This is a genomic window from Roseobacter sp. MED193 (assembly GCF_000152965.1).
Taxonomy (GTDB): Bacteria; Pseudomonadota; Alphaproteobacteria; order Rhodobacterales; family Rhodobacteraceae; genus Pseudophaeobacter.
The window spans coordinates 1546604-1562533 of sequence record NZ_CH902583.1 but is presented as its reverse complement, the minus strand read 5'-3'; the positions used below and the strand labels follow the sequence as shown (position 1 = coordinate 1562533).

Genomic DNA, 15930 nt, shown 5'->3' with positions numbered 1-15930 from the left:
GTTTAACCCAACAAAAACGAGCGCCCAAACGACCCATCGAGGGTCGCCTGGGCGCGCCCGGGCCTGTGGGCCGGGGGGCGGCTTTCAGGGAGGAAGCACCAAATGGATCTGAATTATTCAGTCGAAGAGCAGGCGTTTCGCGCCGAAGTGCAAGAGTTTCTGGCTCAGAAATTGCCAAAGGAAATGTCCGAGGCCATTCGCCTGGGGCGTGAACTTGGCAAAGAGGGGCACGAGAAATGGCATGCCATTTTGAATGAGCAGGGCTGGCTGGCTCCCAACTGGCCTCAGGAATTTGGCGGCTGTGAATGGAACGCGGTGCAGCGCCATATCTTTGAAGAAGAATGCTGTCGTGCCCATGCGCCGCGCATTGTGCCCTTTGGTCTGGCGATGCTGGCACCGGTGCTACAGAAGTTCGGCTCCAAGGCGCAGCAAGACCACTATCTGCCGCGTATCCTGTCTGGTGAAGACTGGTGGTGCCAGGGCTATTCCGAGCCTGGCGCCGGGTCGGATCTGGCCAGTTTGAAAACCCGCGCTGTGCGGGAGGGCGACCACTATGTGGTCAATGGGCAGAAAACCTGGACCACTCTGGGTCAGCACGCCAACTGGATTTTCTGCCTTGTGCGCACAGATCCGGATGCCAAGCAGCAGTCTGGTATTTCCTTCCTGCTGATCGACATGGACACGCCGGGTATCGAAGTGCGCCCCATCATCCTGTTGGACGGCACCCATGAGGTGAACGAGGTCTGGTTCACCGACGTCAAAGTGCCGGTCGAAAATCTGGTGGGTGAGGAAAACAAGGGCTGGACCTATGCCAAATACCTGCTGACTCATGAGCGGACTAATATCGCCGGTGTCGGGTTTAGTCGCGCCGGACTGGACGCGGTGAAACGTATGGCAAGCAGCCAGATGCACCGGGGCAAGCCTTTGAGCGAGAACGCGCATTTTGCCGCACGTGTGGCACGGGCTGAGATTGACTTGATGGCCATGTCCACCACAAATTTGCGGATTATCTCCCGCGCGGCTGCGGGTCAGGCGCCGGGGGTCGAAAGTTCGATGCTCAAGGTAAAGGGGACTGAAATCCGCCAAGAGATCAACGATCTGGCGCGTCGCGCCGCTGGTGCCTATGCCATGCCCTTTGTGTCAGAGGCCCTGGAAGGCGCCAATGAGCCTGATATGGGTCCTGAAGGCAGCGCAGCCGCCGCCCCGCAGTATTTCAACAATCGCAAACTTTCGATCTTTGGAGGCTCTAACGAGGTCCAGAAGAACATCATTGCCAAAGTCAAACTGGGAGGCGGGGCATGAACTTTGATCTGACAGAAGAACGTCAAATGCTGCAAGACAGCCTGCGTCGATTCCTGCGGGACAATCAGGAAGCGCTGCGCGCCAGCACCCGTTTGGGCAATGCGGAAAATTCCCTGGGCTTTGATGCCGGGATCTGGACCAAGCTGGCCGAGCTGGGTGTCATCGGTGCCCTGTTCAGCGAAGAAGAGGGCGGGTTTGCCGGCGCAGGCTTTGACCTCACCACCGTTTTCGAGGAGCTGGGGCGTGCAGGTGCGGTAGAGCCGCTGCTGGATACCGCAATTCTGGGCGGTGGTTTGATCGCCGCACTGGGCAACGACGCGCAAAAAGAGCTGGTCGAGCAAGTTATCGGTGGTGAAGTGCACCTGGCTCTGGCCCATGGTGAACCCAACAGCCGTTATGATCTGGCGCAGGTGGAGACTACGGCAAAGGCCGAGGGCGATGACATTATCCTTACTGGGCGTAAGGCTGTTGTGATCAATGCCGAAGCTGCGGACTATCTAATTGTTTCGGCGCGCGAATCCGGTGCGACGGGCGATGAAGAGGGTATTTCCTTGTTCCTGGTGCCGCGCGACAGCGCGGGGCTGACGCTGCGTGGCTATGCATTGCTGGCTGGCGGTCGGGCCGCTGAGGTCGACCTGGACGGGCTCCGTCTGTCCGCGAATGCACGCCTGGGGACGTCTGGTGCAGCCTATGCAGCGCTGAAACGGGCAAGCAATCGGGCTGAGGTGGCTCTGGCTGCCGAAACGCTCGGGGCCATGGAAGCTGCGACCGAGATGACGCGGGAATACCTGCTGACACGGCAACAGTTTGGGCGGCCAATTGGCAGCTTCCAGGCGCTGCAGCACCGCATGGCGACCCTGTTGATCGAGCTTGAGCAAGCGCGTTCTGCCGTGATCAATGCCGCAGGCCACCTGGAGACCTCCGCAGAGGAACAGGCCCTGCAGATTTCAGCTGCGCGTAACCTGGTTGGCCGGGCAGGACGTTTGGTCGCTGAGGAAAGCATTCAGCTTCATGGCGGTATTGCCATGACCGAAGAATATGAGCTGGCTCATATCGCGAAGCGGATCGTGATGGCGGACCACCGCTTTGGCGACACGGATACGCAGCTGGAGCGGTTCATTGACCAAAGCGCTGCCTGAGGCAGATCAACAGGCGACGGGCCAGGATGAGACTGGCCCGTCGCAGTCGGACCAGACCTTCCAGATCGAAGATCCGGGGGTGCAGCAACTGGTTGGTTACAAGACAACGATTGACCGGCAGGATGGGTCATGTGTGGTCATACTCGATCTGCAGCCGCCCCATTTGAACCGCCACGGTATACTGCATGGGGGAATCGTTGCGACGCTGCTGGATGTGGTCTGTGGCAATACGGCATCGCAGTTCTTTGATCGCGAAAACCATGCTGCCTTGGTCACGGTTTCTTTGACGCTGTCCTATGTGGCAGCGGTGCGCAAGGGTCGGATCACGGCCACAGCGCGGGTGACCGGGGGTGGTGCCTCTATCGCGCATCTCTTTGGAGAATTGCACGACGATGAGGGGCGGCTCTTGGCGACGGCCACAGGTGTTTTCAAAAGGATCAGAAAATGACGGTTTTGGCTCGACTGGAAGATCAAGGTGATCGTGCTGTTGTCGTAAACATGAATGCAGCACGGCGTGGTGCTCTTTCGCCGGATCTTTATCAGGCGATCAATGACGCTGTCGCCCTGGCACAGGAGCCACGCATTCGCGCCATTTTGCTCACATCTGAGGGCGGCTTTTTCTGCGCGGGCGGTGATCTGAATGTTCTGATCGAGCGACGCAACCTGACCGAAGCCCAGCGGCGCGACAAGGTGGATGAGCTGCATGGGATGATCCGGGGTCTGCGCGCAGCACCGGTGCCGGTGATTGCTGCGGTCGAAGGCGGGGCAGCTGGGGCAGGTTTGTCGCTTGCTCTGGCCGCTGACCTTATCGTGGCAGGGGCAGGCATCAAATTCACGGCGGCCTATGTCAAGGCCGGTCTGGTGCCGGATGGCGGATTGACCTCTGCACTAGCACGGATCCTGCCACGGCCCCTGGCGATGGAAATGTGTCTCTTGGCCCGTCCCGTAACGGCCGAACGCATGGAGGCCTTGGGGGCGGTCAATCTGGTGGTGCCCAGGCAGGAGGTTCTAGCTGCAGCGCAGGCCCTGGCGGATACCCTGGCCAAAGGCCCAGCTGAGGCCCAGCAAGTGATCCGCCATATGATGGCCGAGGCCTATGAGACACCTGAGGCGGCGCAGCTTGACCGGGAGCGAGATGCGATGGCCTCAGCAGCCGGCGCGGCAGAGGCGGGCGAGGGAATCGCCGCATTTCTGGAGAAACGTCGCCCATGTTTTGGCGCGCGTTAGGTAGGACCTAAGTTTCTGTAAAAGAACATAAAGTAATTGGGAGATGCGGTTATGAAGCTATGGCATGATCTATTGACAGCTCAGGTCGCCGCGCGACCCGAGGCGGCTGGGTTTTCCGATAGTTTGGGGGTCAGCTGGACCTATAAAGAGCTGGCGATCGCTGCGGCGGAGCTCTCGCAGGTGATGTCAGGCGCTGGGGTGCAGCCCGGTGATCGGGTGATGGTTCTGGCAGAAAACTGCTGTGCGGTCGTCGCCTCCCTGATGGCAGCCTCCCAATGTGGCGCAGTGGCAGTGCCGGTCAATGCCCGCATGAGCAACAGCGAGGTGGATCGGATACTGGACCATGCTCGCCCGGCTTTGGTATTGATTTCTACGCAGCTAGAAGGCCCTGCACAGGCTCATGCGGCGCGGTTGGAGGCGGAGCAAATAACTGGCTCTTTCGGTGCGATGCATAGGCTCTGCCCCTACCCAAGCGTAGGCGATGCGCCTTTGGGCGTTGCGGTGATCCTATATACCACTGGCACAACCGGCGCCCCCAAGGGGGTGATGCTGACCCATGGCAACCTGCTCTTTGGGGGCAAGGCCTCTGCCGAGCTGCGCAATATGGTGCCTGGGGATGTGATCTACGGGGTTTTGCCAATGACCCATGTTTTTGGGCTGGCTTCTGTGATGACAGCCTCGCTTTATGCGGGGGCCGAGGTCTGGCTGGAGGCGCGGTTCTCGGCTGCAAAACTGTATGAGGCTCTGCGACGTGGCGTGACCCGGCTGGCAGCGGTGCCACAGATGCATGCCCTGGTGATGCAATTTGCCAAGGAACAGGGACTGGATCGCCTCGATAGCCCGGTTTTGCAATATGTCTCCTCTGGGGCGGCGCCATTGGATCCCGACTGGAAACGACGGGCAGAGGCTTTTTATGGCGTACCCCTGCAAAACGGCTATGGCATGACCGAAGCCACAGCCGGTGTTTGCGCGACCAAGAACCAAAGTACAGGTAACCCGGATATTTCGGTTGGGCCGCCGCTGCCGGGGGTGGAGGTACGGATAGATGAAAGCGTGGCAGGCGGTGGCGATGGCATCGGTGAGGTGCAGATGCGCGGCGCAAATGTGATGCTGGGCTATTATCGCAACCCAGAGGAAACCGCTAAGGTGCTGGATGCTCAGGGATGGCTCTGCAGCGGGGATCTGGGCCGCTTGGATGCGCAGGGGTTTTTGCACATTGAGGGGCGCTCAAAGGAGCTGATTATCCATGGGGGCTTCAACGTTTTCCCGCCCGAGGTAGAGGCGGCGCTGAATGCCCATCCTCAGGTGGTGCAATCCGCTGTTGTCGGGCGTCGTAGCCAAGGCGATGAAGAGGTATTGGCCTTTGTTGAGGTCGCAGAAGGGAACAGGCCTGAGGTGGTGGAGTTGATGCAGTTTGTGCGTGATCAGCTGGCCGGGTACAAATGCCCAGCCCAGATCGTACTGACCGAGGCCCTACCAGCCGCCCCTACCGGGAAAATTCTAAAGCACCGTCTGTTGGAGCAATTTGCACAGCAGTTGCGATAACCATCGTCAGCATGCGGGCGAGGCCTTTAGAAATCCTGCCACTTGCCTTCACCACTGTCGACAGGGCCATTGACCTGCTGTGGCACAGGTTCGCTTTGTTGGACCTCTTCATCGCCCCAGTCCAAATAGTCATGGGAGACGGTCGTGGGGTCTGTGGCCACAGGGGTGGGGGCTTCTTGCGGTTTGGCTGTGCGCTTGTCGCCCTGGATTTGAAATCCTGAAACCACCCGGGTGAGCGTGAGCGCATCGGCTTTGAGCAGGTGGCCAGCGGCAGTTGATTCTTCCACCATTGCGGCATTTTGCTGGGTCACCTGGTCAAGCTGCGTGACGCCAATATTGATCTCGGCCAGACCGGTTGATTGCTCAACCGCGCCTTCAGTAATATCGGAGACGAGCTCCGAAATCTCGTTCACCCGGCCAACAATGGAATTCAGCGCCTCGCCGGCTTTGCCAACCAGATCAACACCTCGGCCAACCTGTTCGGCGCTGGCGCCAATCAACGCCTTGATCTCCATTGCCGCTTCTGAAGAACGCTGTGCAAGGCCGCGTACTTCGGCGGCGACCACCGCAAATCCGCGTCCAGCTTCTCCGGCCCGAGCGGCCTCAACCCCGGCATTTAGCGCCAGCAAGTTGGTTTGGAAGGCGATGTCGTCAATCACCGTGATGATCTGACCGATATGACTGGAGGAATCTGAAATCTCGGTCATGGCGGCAACGGCATTGGCAACAACTTCGCCGCTGCTCTTGGCCTCATTTTGGGCTTCTGCCATGGTGGCTTCGACGCTGCGAGCCCCATCTGCGGCGGCCTTGACCGATGCGGTCATCTGGTCCAGCGCTGCAGCGGTCTGTTCCAGCGTTGCAGCCTGACTTTCGGTACGGTGTGACAGATCATCCGAGGCCTGGCTGATCTCGGTTGCGCCATTACCGATGGATTCTGATGCTTCAATGACCTGGGACACGGTGCCAGAGAGGGTATCAATTGTAAGATTGAAGTTCTGACGGAGTTTTTCATGGGCCCCGGAGAATTCGACATCAATCGGCTGGGAAAAATCCCCACGTGAGAGCCGGACCAGCCCCGAGCTGAGGTGTTGAACCACGTCGTGCTGTTCCTGCTGCAAGGCAGCGCGGCGCTCTTCGCCGACGCGGGCCTGTTGTAGGTCAGATTGCAACTCGACCAGGGCCTTGCCAATTTTGCCGATTTCATCTTTGCGGTGCGCTGATGTTACCTCGGTTTCCAGATCGCCCGTAGACACGGCAGCAATGTCGCTACAGATGCGGCCTATCGGGCGTGTCACCGAGCGGGCCACAGATATGCAGACGGCCAAAAGAATGGTCCCAACCACAGCAAGGGCGATGAGGATGTTGCGTGACAGCGACTGCGCGCCGGCCAAAATCGGATCCAGGTTGCGGCGGACTTCGATCACGCCACGTAGATCACCCACCTTCCAGTCTGTTTTGGGGGAACCGGCCACCGTGTTGTGGCAGGAGACGCAGTCCTGTGAGATCATAGGATCAGCAACTGCGACGCGCAGGAAGGTACTGCCATTGATCACTTCGGTCTGCTGAAAACTAGCCTCAGGGTCGTTGGAAAGAGCCTCCCAGGCTTGCTCCATGAAGGCATCTGTGGGGCGGTCAGCGCGGGATTCAAACGGGAAGGGGCTGTAAAGCGTAAAGCCGAGCGGTTCACCAGACAACTGGGCGCTAACGTCATGCACCATGGTGGCGGGTAGAGGGACGATGTTGGGGTCGTTTTTGTGGTCGATTCCAGGAGACATATCGCCGGAAGCTTTCACATCGCCAATCACAAATTTGGTGTAGTAGCTGCGAAAGGCTTTGATCTGCTCGGCGGTTTGGCTGGCGCCTTCGGTGGCGTTAGAGATCGCATTGTTTCTCATCGCGGAGGGAAGGACGATCCCAGCCAAGAGCAGGCCCAGACACAGACACAGGGGGATTGGCACAGCCAATTTGAACAAGAGAGAGTCTTTATTCACCTAAACGAACCTTCTATTCTCTAGGGTGCTTCCAGCGAGACAACCGGCGTTCGATGGTTGCGAAACAGACGGCGAAACACTGCCAAACCTAAAACGACAGGATGAAGGTGACTTGATTCGGTTAATTTTCCTGAAAATTGATTTGTCTTTGCCTCAACTGTCCATTTGTCCGTGAGATTTGGCCCCTGGGGCCTGTGAGTTATTGCACCAAGGAACAGGCACAACAGCAAAGAGCGGCCCCAAAGGACCGCTCCGAAATCTTGGATGGAAGTTTATGAAAACTGACATCCGGCCCGATGCGCGAGCAGTGCGATGGGGCCATTATAGTGGGGAGGCTGAATTTAAGCCCAGTGCCCTTCGGCGGCGGCGCGGATCGCGCGCATGTTTTCGCCATAGACCTCGGGGGTCGATACCGAGCCTCCTTTGAACACTGCAGAGCCTGCGACCAAAACATCAGCACCGGCCTCAACAACCAGTGGCGCGGTCTTGGGGTCTACGCCGCCGTCGATCTCAATATGGACCGGGCGGTCACCGATCATCTGGCGCAACTGGCGCACCTTGGCCGTCATGTCGATAAACTGTTGTCCGCCGAATCCCGGGTTTACAGTCATCACACAGATCAGATCGGTCAGATCAAGCAGATGGGATACGGCCTCGGCAGGGGTGCCAGGGTTAAGCGCCACACCCGCTTTCATGCCCGCGCCGCGAATGGCCTGCAGGGTGCGGTGAATATGGGGGCCTGCCTCGATATGGGCGGTGAGCACATCAGCGCCGGCATCCGCATAGGCGTCGATATAGGCATCCACCGGAGAGATCATCAAATGCACATCCATTACGGTTTTCACATGCGGGCGAAAGGCCTTCACAGCCATGGGGCCAAAGGTGAGATTGGGCACAAAATGGCCATCCATCACATCCACATGAACCCAGTCAGCCCCTTGGGCCTCGATGGCCTGAATTTCCTGGCCAAAATTGGCAAAATCGGCGGACAGGATGGAGGGGGCGATCTTGATCTTGCGGTCAAAGGACATCGGGCGGTTTCCTTTTGGAAAGACAAATGAGGAGTGTTCCGTGGCCATATACTCTCTTGCTGCGCCGCTGCACAGAGGCAGTTTTTACGCTGCGCAGCGCCGAGGTTTACAAAAGCTTCATTCATTTGACACAAATCGTTTGATTGTACGGCTTAGTCAGTGCCCGAAATGAAGGGGACTAACCGTGCTGCGAATTGAAAAGCTGACAAAACGTTTTGGTGACAAGATTGCGGTGGATGCCGCGACATTGGACATCGACAAACCCTGCATGATCGGGGTTATCGGGCGGTCAGGCGCGGGTAAGTCAACCCTGTTGCGGATGGTCAACCGCCTGTCAGATGCCAGCGAGGGCCGCATTCTGTTTGAAGGCCGCGAGATAACCGGCCTGCGGGGCAGCGACAAGCGCGCCTGGCAGTCAGACTGTGCGATGATCTTTCAACAGTTCAACCTGGTGCCGCGTATGGATGTGGTCTCCAATGTACTGCACGGTACGTTGAACCGGCGCTCTACCTTTGCCACCATGTTCAATCTCTTCCCAATGGATGACATCCATAAAGCGATTGATATTCTGGATCGCCTTGGGATTGCCGAACATGCCGCCAAGCGCGCCGAGGCCCTGTCGGGCGGTCAGCAGCAGCGTGTCGCCATTGCCCGCGCCCTGATGCAGGATCCCAAGATCATTCTGGCGGATGAGCCGATTGCTTCGCTGGATCCGATGAACGCTCAGACCGTGATGGAGGCCCTGCGCCGCATCTATGAAGAAGACGGGCGCACCGTCATTGCCAACCTGCACACGCTGGATACTGCGCGGCGCTATTGCGACCGGGTGGTGGGCATGCGTGATGGGCGCATCGTCTTTGATGGTCTGCCCGAGCAGCTGACCACCGGCGTCGCCCGCGAGATCTACGGCGCCGATGCCAGCTTCTCGGAAGCGGCAACATCCACCGAGATCGAAACCCTGGATGCCACCATCCGGGCCGAGATGGCGCAAGCCTGACCACCTGAACAATCCAATTTCATCACCCGTACCCGATGGGGGGGCGGGAAAACTTAACCGGAGAAATAAGATGAAAAAACTGCTGCTGGCCGCTCTGGCCTCGACCGCTCTGACAACGCCCGTCATGGCCGAAGAAATCACCCAGTTCCGCATCGGCCTCTTGGGCGGTGAAAACGCTCAGGACCGTCTGAACAACAACGAATGCCTGCGTGCCAAAACCGAAGAGCTGCTGGGTGTTGAAACCAAGCTGTTTGCCCCTGCCGACTACAACGGTGTTATCCAGGGTCTGCTGGGCGGCACGCTGGACATGGCATGGTTGGGTGCCTCCGGTTACGCTAAAACCTACCTGTCCGACCCCGAAGCGGTTGAGCCAATCCTGGTGAAGGTCAACGTTGATGGCGGCTATGGCTACTACTCGGTTGGTTTTGCCCGCGCCGACAGCGGCATCACCTCGCTGGAAGACATGCAGGGCAAAGTCTTTGGCTTTGGCGATCCTAACTCGACTTCCGGCTTCTTGATCCCGTCGATTGAGATCCCCGAAATCACCGGCTCCACCATGACCTCGGGTGACTATTTCGGCGAAGTTAAATTCTCCGGCGGTCACGAGCAGACTATCGTTGGCGTCAACAATGGCGACTTTGACGGCGGTGTGACCTGGGCCGACGGTCTCGGCAACTGGGAAGACGGCTACAACTCGGGTGCCCTGCGTCGCGCTGTGGATGCCGGCCTGGTCGACATGAATGACCTGGTGCAGATCTGGCAGTCCAAGCCGATCCCCGAAGGCCCGATCGTTCTGCGCAAGGACCTGCCAGAAGACGTCAAAGTCAAGTTCACTGCCCTGATGGCTTCGCTGCCTGCGATGGACCCTGAGTGCGCCTATGGTGTGCTCTCCGGTGAGGCCAAAGGCGTTATGCCAATCGGCCATGACGCCTATCAGGCGATCATCGAAGCCCGCCAGCTGAAGTCTAACTAAGACGCCTCAACGGCTCTTTCTTCGGGGTCCGGGCAGCAGTGTCCGGACCCCGTTTTTCAAAGATCAACGCGCTTTGAAGCGCGCGATCACAGATACCCAATTCAGGACGGCAAAGATGGCAGATCTGACCGCAGCGCCCCTCACGACGGCGGATATTCGCGCGCAATACAGCGAGATGACCCGACGCAAGCGTCTTTATGGTGGCATAATTTTGGTGGTGTTTGTCGCCTTGATGATGGCGGGGTTCCGAACCGCAGACGGCCGAAATGCCGGTTCTTTTTATGATGGCATTACCCATGTCTTTGACTACCCAAGCGAGGTTCTGTCCGAGGCCAGCGAGAAAGCGGCCGAGCTGCCTGGGCATTTGGTCAATTTCTTCCCGGCTTTGATTGAAACACTGAACATCGCTGCGGCCTCGACACTGGTCGGGGTGGTTTTTGGCACTCTGCTGTCGCTGCTTTCAACCCGGGGCATGGCCCCCTGGCCGCGTCTCATCCCGTTGTTTCGCCGGATCATGGACATCAGCCGGGCGATCCCTGAAATCGTTATCGCCTTGGTGCTGATCTTTCTGCTGGGCGGCGGGCCGGTTCCAGCGATGATCGCCATTGCCATCCACACGGCTGGCGCGCTGGGCAAACTATTTTCTGAAGTGAATGAGAATGCCTCGCTGAAACCCGTTGAGGGGCTCGAATCCGTTGGCGGCAGCTGGGGACAGCGCATGTGGCTGGGGGTGATCCCTCAGGTCGGCCCCAACTATGTGAGCTACGCCCTGTTGCGGTTTGAAATCAACATTCGTGCCTCCGCCATCCTGGGCTTTGTGGGCGCAGGCGGCATTGGCTACGAGCTGAAGAACGCCATGTCCTGGGGGCAGGGGCGTTATGATGAAGCCGCCGCCATCTTCCTTTTGCTATTTATCACCATCGTCGTGGTCGATCAGATCTCGAGCGGAATGCGTGACCGTTTGATCAATGGAGCCAAAGCATGACCATTCTCGAGGCCGAATTGACCCCCGCGACGTTAAAACAGGATATGGAACGCCTGTTTTTGAAAAAGAAGCTGATGGGCTTTGCCCTGCCGGCTCTGGTCCTAGCCTATATGACCTATGTCTTCTTTGCCTTTGACATGCCCGGGTTGTGGCAGCGGGTCAGCTGGCAAAACGCCCAGACCCTGGTGAGCGACACCTATAGCTACAAGACCCATGTGACCCGCGACAATCGCGATGCCTCGGTTTCGGTTGCCATTGAGGGCGAACGCAAGGGCTCCTATCCTGAGGGACAAAGCCCTGACTGGGTGACGCTGGCTGCCGGTGCCGAAGGCGAGACCGTGATCGATCTCGAGAATGGTCATCTGGTGCGCTTTGGCTCAGACAGCATCGAATATGACATTCCAGGTTATGGGTTGGTCCGGGCCACCCCAACGCGCGCCAAAGGCGTTCAGGCAGAGCTGCCCGCAGGCGATGTGCCAGAGTGGATCAGCGTCTCCAAGAACCGTCTGGCCATTACCACCGATGCCGGTCGTCTGACTGTGACCCGCAACCGCGCCGAGGTCTTCCGTTATTTCACTGGCTGGGAGCTGTTCTTCTTTACCCTGGACAGCCCCTATCACGGGATGGGCATCGGCGAGGTGCTGACACGTGCCGCAACCGGCGAGGCAGGCGCAATTTTCCATGACTTCTGGAACAACAAAATGTGGCGGCATCAGGATGTGGCTTGGGCCATCGCGGAAACCCTTTTGATGGCCTTCCTCGGCACCATTGGTGCGGGAATCTTTGCCCTGCCACTGGCCTTTATCGCCGCGCGAAACTTCTCTCCCTTTGGGCCCCTGCGGTTTGTGGTCCGCCGTTTCTTTGACTTCCTGCGTGGTGTGGACTCGCTGATCTGGACCGTGGTGCTGGCGCGGGCCTTTGGCCCCGGTCCTTTGACAGGTGCCCTGGCCATTCTGGTGACCGATACCGGGACCTTCGGCAAAATCTTCTCGGAAGCTTTGGAAAATGTGGATGAGAAGCAGATCGAAGGGGTGTCTTCGACGGGGGCCAAACCGGCGCAACGCTATCGTTTTGGGGTGATCCCGCAGATCACACCGGTTCTGTTGAGCCAGCTTTTGTACTTCCTCGAATCCAATACCCGCTCTGCCACCATTATTGGTGCGATTACCGGTGGTGGTATCGGCCTGCTTTTGACCCAAGCGATCATTACTCAGAAAGATTGGGAAGAAGTGGCCTATTACATCGTGTTGATCATCCTGATGGTGATGATGATGGATTGGCTGTCAGGCTGGCTGCGTCGCCGCCTGATCAAGGGAGAAGGCGGCAAGACCAAGCGCAGGGCCCGCGCCGATGGCAAGGCCTTCCTGCTGCCCTGAACCCCAGGTTTCAAAGTAACCGACACCCCCAGCTTCTTTCGGTAAGGGGCTGGGGCCGAAAAGTGAAAGTACACCACGTGGCACGACTATCCGCAGAGACTCCTTTTTTTCATCCTGATTGCCAGATTAGCGACAGCAGTTTCGGCGCTTATGTGGAAATTGGCGCAGGCAGCCGTGTGGCCAATAGCCATTTTGGCGACTACTCCTATTGTGACCGCAATAGCGATATCGCCAATGCAAAGATTGGGAAGTTCTCAAATATTGCCAGTGCCACCCGTATTGGAGCCACGGATCACCCGATGGAGAAGGCCTCTCTGCATCACTTTCACTATCGCTCTGCGCTCTATTGGGATGATGCAGCAGATGATGCGGATTGGTTCGCGCACCGCGCCAGTCGGCGGGCGCACATCGGGCATGATACCTGGATCGGCCATGGTGCCCTGATCAAGCCCGAAGTGACCATAGGCCATGGGGCCGTTGTTGCCTCGGGTTCGGTGGTGACCAAGGATGTGGCGCCATATACAATCGTTGGTGGCAACACGGCACAGTTGATCCGGCGTCGCTATACAGCCTTGGTCGCCGAGCAAATGATGGAGCTGGCCTGGTGGGACTGGGACCACGCCCGGTTGCGCACCTGCCTGCCAGATTTTCGCAGGCTCACCGCTGAGGCCTTTCTGGAGAAATATGCATCTGAGCCGCGTCTGGGTGGTTTGTAGCAGAACTGTTCCTTGGAGCGACGCCCTGGTGCTGCCAGCCATAGGGGGGCTCCCGCTGCCGCAGGTGCACGGCGCAACACAGATTTGCTGAGAGGTCCTTCCGGGTCAGATTTGCCGCTGAAGGACCCTATCCATTTTATTGGATCAGCGACACCTCAAGGGTAAACCCTGCCTATCGGCAGGGCCGCTTTGCGGCCCTTGACCTGTCTCTTCTGAAAGAAGGTCCCGCGCCGCGTCAGCGGCGCTGGGCCCAACGGGAGAAGATCCTGGAAGGATCTATCGACGGGCGGGAGAGCGCCCTTGTCAGGCAAGGTCAGTCTTCCGGGGTGGCGTGGAGAGCAAATTGTTCGAGCCCGGCAGATTGCGGCTCAATGCTGCGGAAGCTTTCCCTCACCCCAGCATCGCTCAGTTCGCGTGATACAGTGAGCAGAGTGTTCGTTGGGTTCTCCGTGCAAAGATCCTGCATTTGTTGCAGCTCTCCTATGGCCACTGGGCGGGCGCAGGCGAGGTCCGGGGCTCCGTAAAAATCGACAAAATGCTGCGCCAGAAGCTCAATCAAATTGTCCAACTCTCCCTGCTCAATCTGCGTGACCGCAACAAAGGTCACCCGGCCCGATGTCTCTAACCCCAACCAACCGTTGGCAAAAGCCTGTCGTTGTTTGCCGGTGAGGTCGTCCTCGACCCAATTGGAGAATTCAAAGCCGCCGGAAATGCACCATTCCCCAGTGCGGGCAGGATTGGCAAAGACATTCTGATCGCTCTCGTCGAAATGGATGGCGCGGGCGAGATACATCATGGGGTCTCCAGTTGTGTGGTCAAAGGAATAAGCCGGGTGGTGTCTGCCTCGCGCAGCAACATACCAAAATCTTCGTCAACGCCGAGGAAGGTGCCAGAGGCGCCGTTCCACTGCCCGGCTTCACCGAGCCCATGTGCCAGACCACGCCATTCGGCATGCAGGGGTTCCACCCCATCTTCTTCCCACCGTGCGATCCAGTGCAGCGCATGGCGGGCCCAGCTTTCAAGCAGGGCAGGAGCTTTAACATCCGCACAGCCCTCGGCGTAGAGCGCGGTCTGATCCGGTGTCTCACCGGTGTCCTCGCTGGCGGGCCAAAGCGGCAGCTCCAGCCCCACCACCAACCAGTCTGGCATGGCCTCTGGGTCGCTGGTGCTGGCAGCGACACGCAGCCGACCACAGCGCCCCCCGTTGATGCGCAGACCGCCGCCCCATTCCAGATGCACCGCCACCTCGGGCGGGGCCAGGGCGCCTAGGGCGTTTTGCAGGCCGATCCCGCAGGTGGGTAACATGGCCATGGCTTTGTGCAAGGATACCTCTGGAGCAAAAACCAGCGCGGCACGTAGCAGATCGGCCCCCAGATTATAGGTCAACAATCCTGCATCACAGCCCAAGACGGCGCGCTGGCAGGCGGTTTCGAATGGATCTTCCTGCCCGGTCACGGCCAGGCCTGACATCAGAGGCGGGAAGGAGAGCTGGCTCATGCGGCGCCCCGTTCGACCAGAGACGCAGCGACGTCAATAAAGGCCTTTGCCTGGGCGCTATCTGGCTTGGCGGCGACGATCGGGGCACCGCTGTCCGCAGCCAGGCGCACATCCAGATGCAGCGGGATTTCTGCCAACAGTGGCACGTTGAGCTTGGCTGCTTCAGCCGCCACACCGCCGTGACCAAAGACATGTTCCTCGTGGCCACAATTGGAGCAGATATGGGTCGACATGTTTTCGATCATGCCCACGATTGGCACGTTGAGCTTGTTGAACATATCGATGCCTTTGCGGGCATCAATCAGGGCCACATCCTGCGGGGTCGAGACAATCACCGCGCCATCCACATGGGCCTTTTGCGCCAGAGTCATCTGCACATCGCCGGTGCCCGGCGGCAGATCAACAATCAGCACATCCAAAGCCCCCCATTGCACCTGCATCATCATCTGCTGCAGCGCGCCCATCAGCATCGGCCCGCGCCAGACAACAGCTTGATCGTCATTGGTCATCAGGCCAATCGACATCATGGTGACACCGTGATTGCGCAGCGGCAGTATGGTTTTGCCATCCGGGCTGGCGGGACGGCCAGAGACGCCCAGCATCCGGGGTTGCGACGGGCCATAGACATCCGCGTCCAGCAACCCAACGCGTCGTCCCTGAGCGGCCAGCGCGCAGGCAAGATTGGCAGAGACAGTGGATTTTCCCACGCCGCCCTTGCCCGAGGCAACGGCAAGAATACGATCCACGCCAGGGATTTTTTGTGGGCCCTGCGGTGCGGCGGGTTTGGAGGGCTTCAAATCTGGGGGCGGTGCCTTGGCGGAATGGCCCGTCAGCATCACCGAGACCTTTTCCACACCTGCAAGGTCTTTGACCACGGACTCGGCCTGATCCCGGATCGGGCCATATATGTCGGCCTTTGCAGGGTCGATCTCCAGAACAAACAACACGCTACCGCCCTCAACGGTGAGGCCCCGTGTGAGGCCTGCGGCGACAATGTCCTGGCCGCTGACAGGATCGGAAATGTTCTTCAGCGCCGCGAGGACGGATTCTCGGGTAATGGACACGCGGGACTTGCTCCTTTGATGGTGGCCCATGCTGGGCACTGGCTGTCTGGCTTTGAGGCAAAAGGCGCCGTTTCGCGTGCCTCAGCC

General features: G+C 58.8%; 15 protein-coding genes. 10 read left to right on the top strand and 5 right to left on the bottom strand.

Going from position 1 to position 15930, the window contains the following annotated elements; genetic code table 11:
* Window positions 1–102 precede the first annotated feature (102 nt).
* Genes MED193_RS09810 through MED193_RS09790 form a run of 5 tightly spaced genes read left to right on the top strand, consistent with a single transcriptional unit; the run spans window position 103 to window position 5213 of the window.
* On the top strand, window positions 103–1302 hold the full coding sequence (locus MED193_RS09810; protein WP_009809555.1) for an acyl-CoA dehydrogenase family protein: 1200 nt from the start codon (window positions 103–105) through the stop codon (window positions 1300–1302).
* Window positions 1299–2441, top strand: a complete 1143-nt coding sequence (locus MED193_RS09805) for an acyl-CoA dehydrogenase family protein (RefSeq protein ID WP_009809554.1) — start codon at window positions 1299–1301, stop codon at window positions 2439–2441. The genes MED193_RS09810 and MED193_RS09805 overlap by 4 nt, the downstream gene beginning before the upstream one ends.
* On the top strand, window positions 2422–2889 hold the full coding sequence (locus tag MED193_RS09800; RefSeq protein ID WP_009809553.1) for a PaaI family thioesterase: 468 nt from the start codon (window positions 2422–2424) through the stop codon (window positions 2887–2889). The genes MED193_RS09805 and MED193_RS09800 overlap by 20 nt, the downstream gene beginning before the upstream one ends.
* Window positions 2886–3668, top strand: coding sequence for an oxepin-CoA hydrolase, alternative type (locus MED193_RS09795; protein WP_009809552.1), 783 nt, complete (start codon window positions 2886–2888; stop codon window positions 3666–3668). Before MED193_RS09800 ends, MED193_RS09795 begins: the two co-directional genes overlap by 4 nt.
* A gap of 51 nt (window positions 3669–3719) precedes the next feature.
* Complete coding sequence (locus MED193_RS09790; RefSeq protein ID WP_009809551.1) at window positions 3720–5213, top strand: class I adenylate-forming enzyme family protein; 1494 nt, start codon at window positions 3720–3722, stop codon at window positions 5211–5213.
* Between the two features lie 26 nt (window positions 5214–5239).
* Here the strand turns inward: MED193_RS09790 and MED193_RS09785 are convergent, their stop codons facing one another.
* Both MED193_RS09785 and rpe read right to left on the bottom strand, forming a co-directional pair.
* Entirely contained in the window at window positions 5240–7204 is a 1965-nt protein-coding gene (locus MED193_RS09785) for a methyl-accepting chemotaxis protein (RefSeq protein ID WP_050757585.1), read from the bottom strand.
* Between the two features lie 341 nt (window positions 7205–7545).
* Entirely contained in the window at window positions 7546–8235 is a 690-nt protein-coding gene (gene rpe, locus MED193_RS09780; protein WP_039966087.1) for a ribulose-phosphate 3-epimerase, read from the bottom strand.
* Between the two features lie 184 nt (window positions 8236–8419).
* On the opposite strand from rpe, the gene phnC reads away from it, so the two are divergent.
* The 5 genes from phnC (at window position 8420) to MED193_RS09755 (ending at window position 13282) form a co-directional block, all read left to right on the top strand.
* Window positions 8420–9232 (top strand): phosphonate ABC transporter ATP-binding protein, encoded by an 813-nt coding sequence (phnC, locus tag MED193_RS09775; RefSeq protein ID WP_009809548.1) that lies wholly within the window; start codon window positions 8420–8422, stop codon window positions 9230–9232.
* Between the two features lie 70 nt (window positions 9233–9302).
* Window positions 9303–10205, top strand: coding sequence for a phosphonate ABC transporter substrate-binding protein (phnD, locus tag MED193_RS09770; protein ID WP_009809547.1), 903 nt, complete (start codon window positions 9303–9305; stop codon window positions 10203–10205).
* 115 nt (window positions 10206–10320) lie between these two features.
* A complete protein-coding gene (gene phnE, locus MED193_RS09765; protein WP_039966086.1) occupies window positions 10321–11190 on the top strand; it encodes a phosphonate ABC transporter, permease protein PhnE in 870 nt (289 codons plus the stop codon).
* Complete coding sequence (phnE, locus tag MED193_RS09760; protein WP_009809545.1) at window positions 11187–12566, top strand: phosphonate ABC transporter, permease protein PhnE; 1380 nt, start codon at window positions 11187–11189, stop codon at window positions 12564–12566. The genes phnE (MED193_RS09765) and phnE (MED193_RS09760) overlap by 4 nt, the downstream gene beginning before the upstream one ends.
* Before the next feature lie 77 nt (window positions 12567–12643).
* On the top strand, window positions 12644–13282 hold the full coding sequence (locus MED193_RS09755; protein ID WP_039966085.1) for a chloramphenicol acetyltransferase: 639 nt from the start codon (window positions 12644–12646) through the stop codon (window positions 13280–13282).
* Window positions 13283–13595: 313 nt separating this feature from the next.
* Here MED193_RS09755 and MED193_RS09750 read toward each other — a convergent pair whose 3' ends face one another.
* The 3 genes from MED193_RS09750 to MED193_RS09740 are packed head-to-tail and all read right to left on the bottom strand — an operon-like array spanning window position 13596 to window position 15843.
* Window positions 13596–14075 carry a DUF6505 family protein gene (locus MED193_RS09750; RefSeq protein WP_009809543.1) on the bottom strand — a complete coding sequence of 160 codons (480 nt, stop codon included), beginning with the start codon at window positions 14073–14075 and terminating at the stop codon, window positions 13596–13598.
* Window positions 14075–14779: a biotin/lipoate--protein ligase family protein gene (locus tag MED193_RS09745; RefSeq protein ID WP_009809542.1), complete on the bottom strand. Its 705-nt coding sequence runs from the start codon at window positions 14777–14779 to the stop codon at window positions 14075–14077. Before MED193_RS09745 ends, MED193_RS09750 begins: the two co-directional genes overlap by 1 nt.
* On the bottom strand, window positions 14776–15843 hold the full coding sequence (locus tag MED193_RS09740; RefSeq protein ID WP_009809541.1) for an Mrp/NBP35 family ATP-binding protein: 1068 nt from the start codon (window positions 15841–15843) through the stop codon (window positions 14776–14778). Before MED193_RS09740 ends, MED193_RS09745 begins: the two co-directional genes overlap by 4 nt.
* Window positions 15844–15930 lie beyond the last annotated feature (87 nt).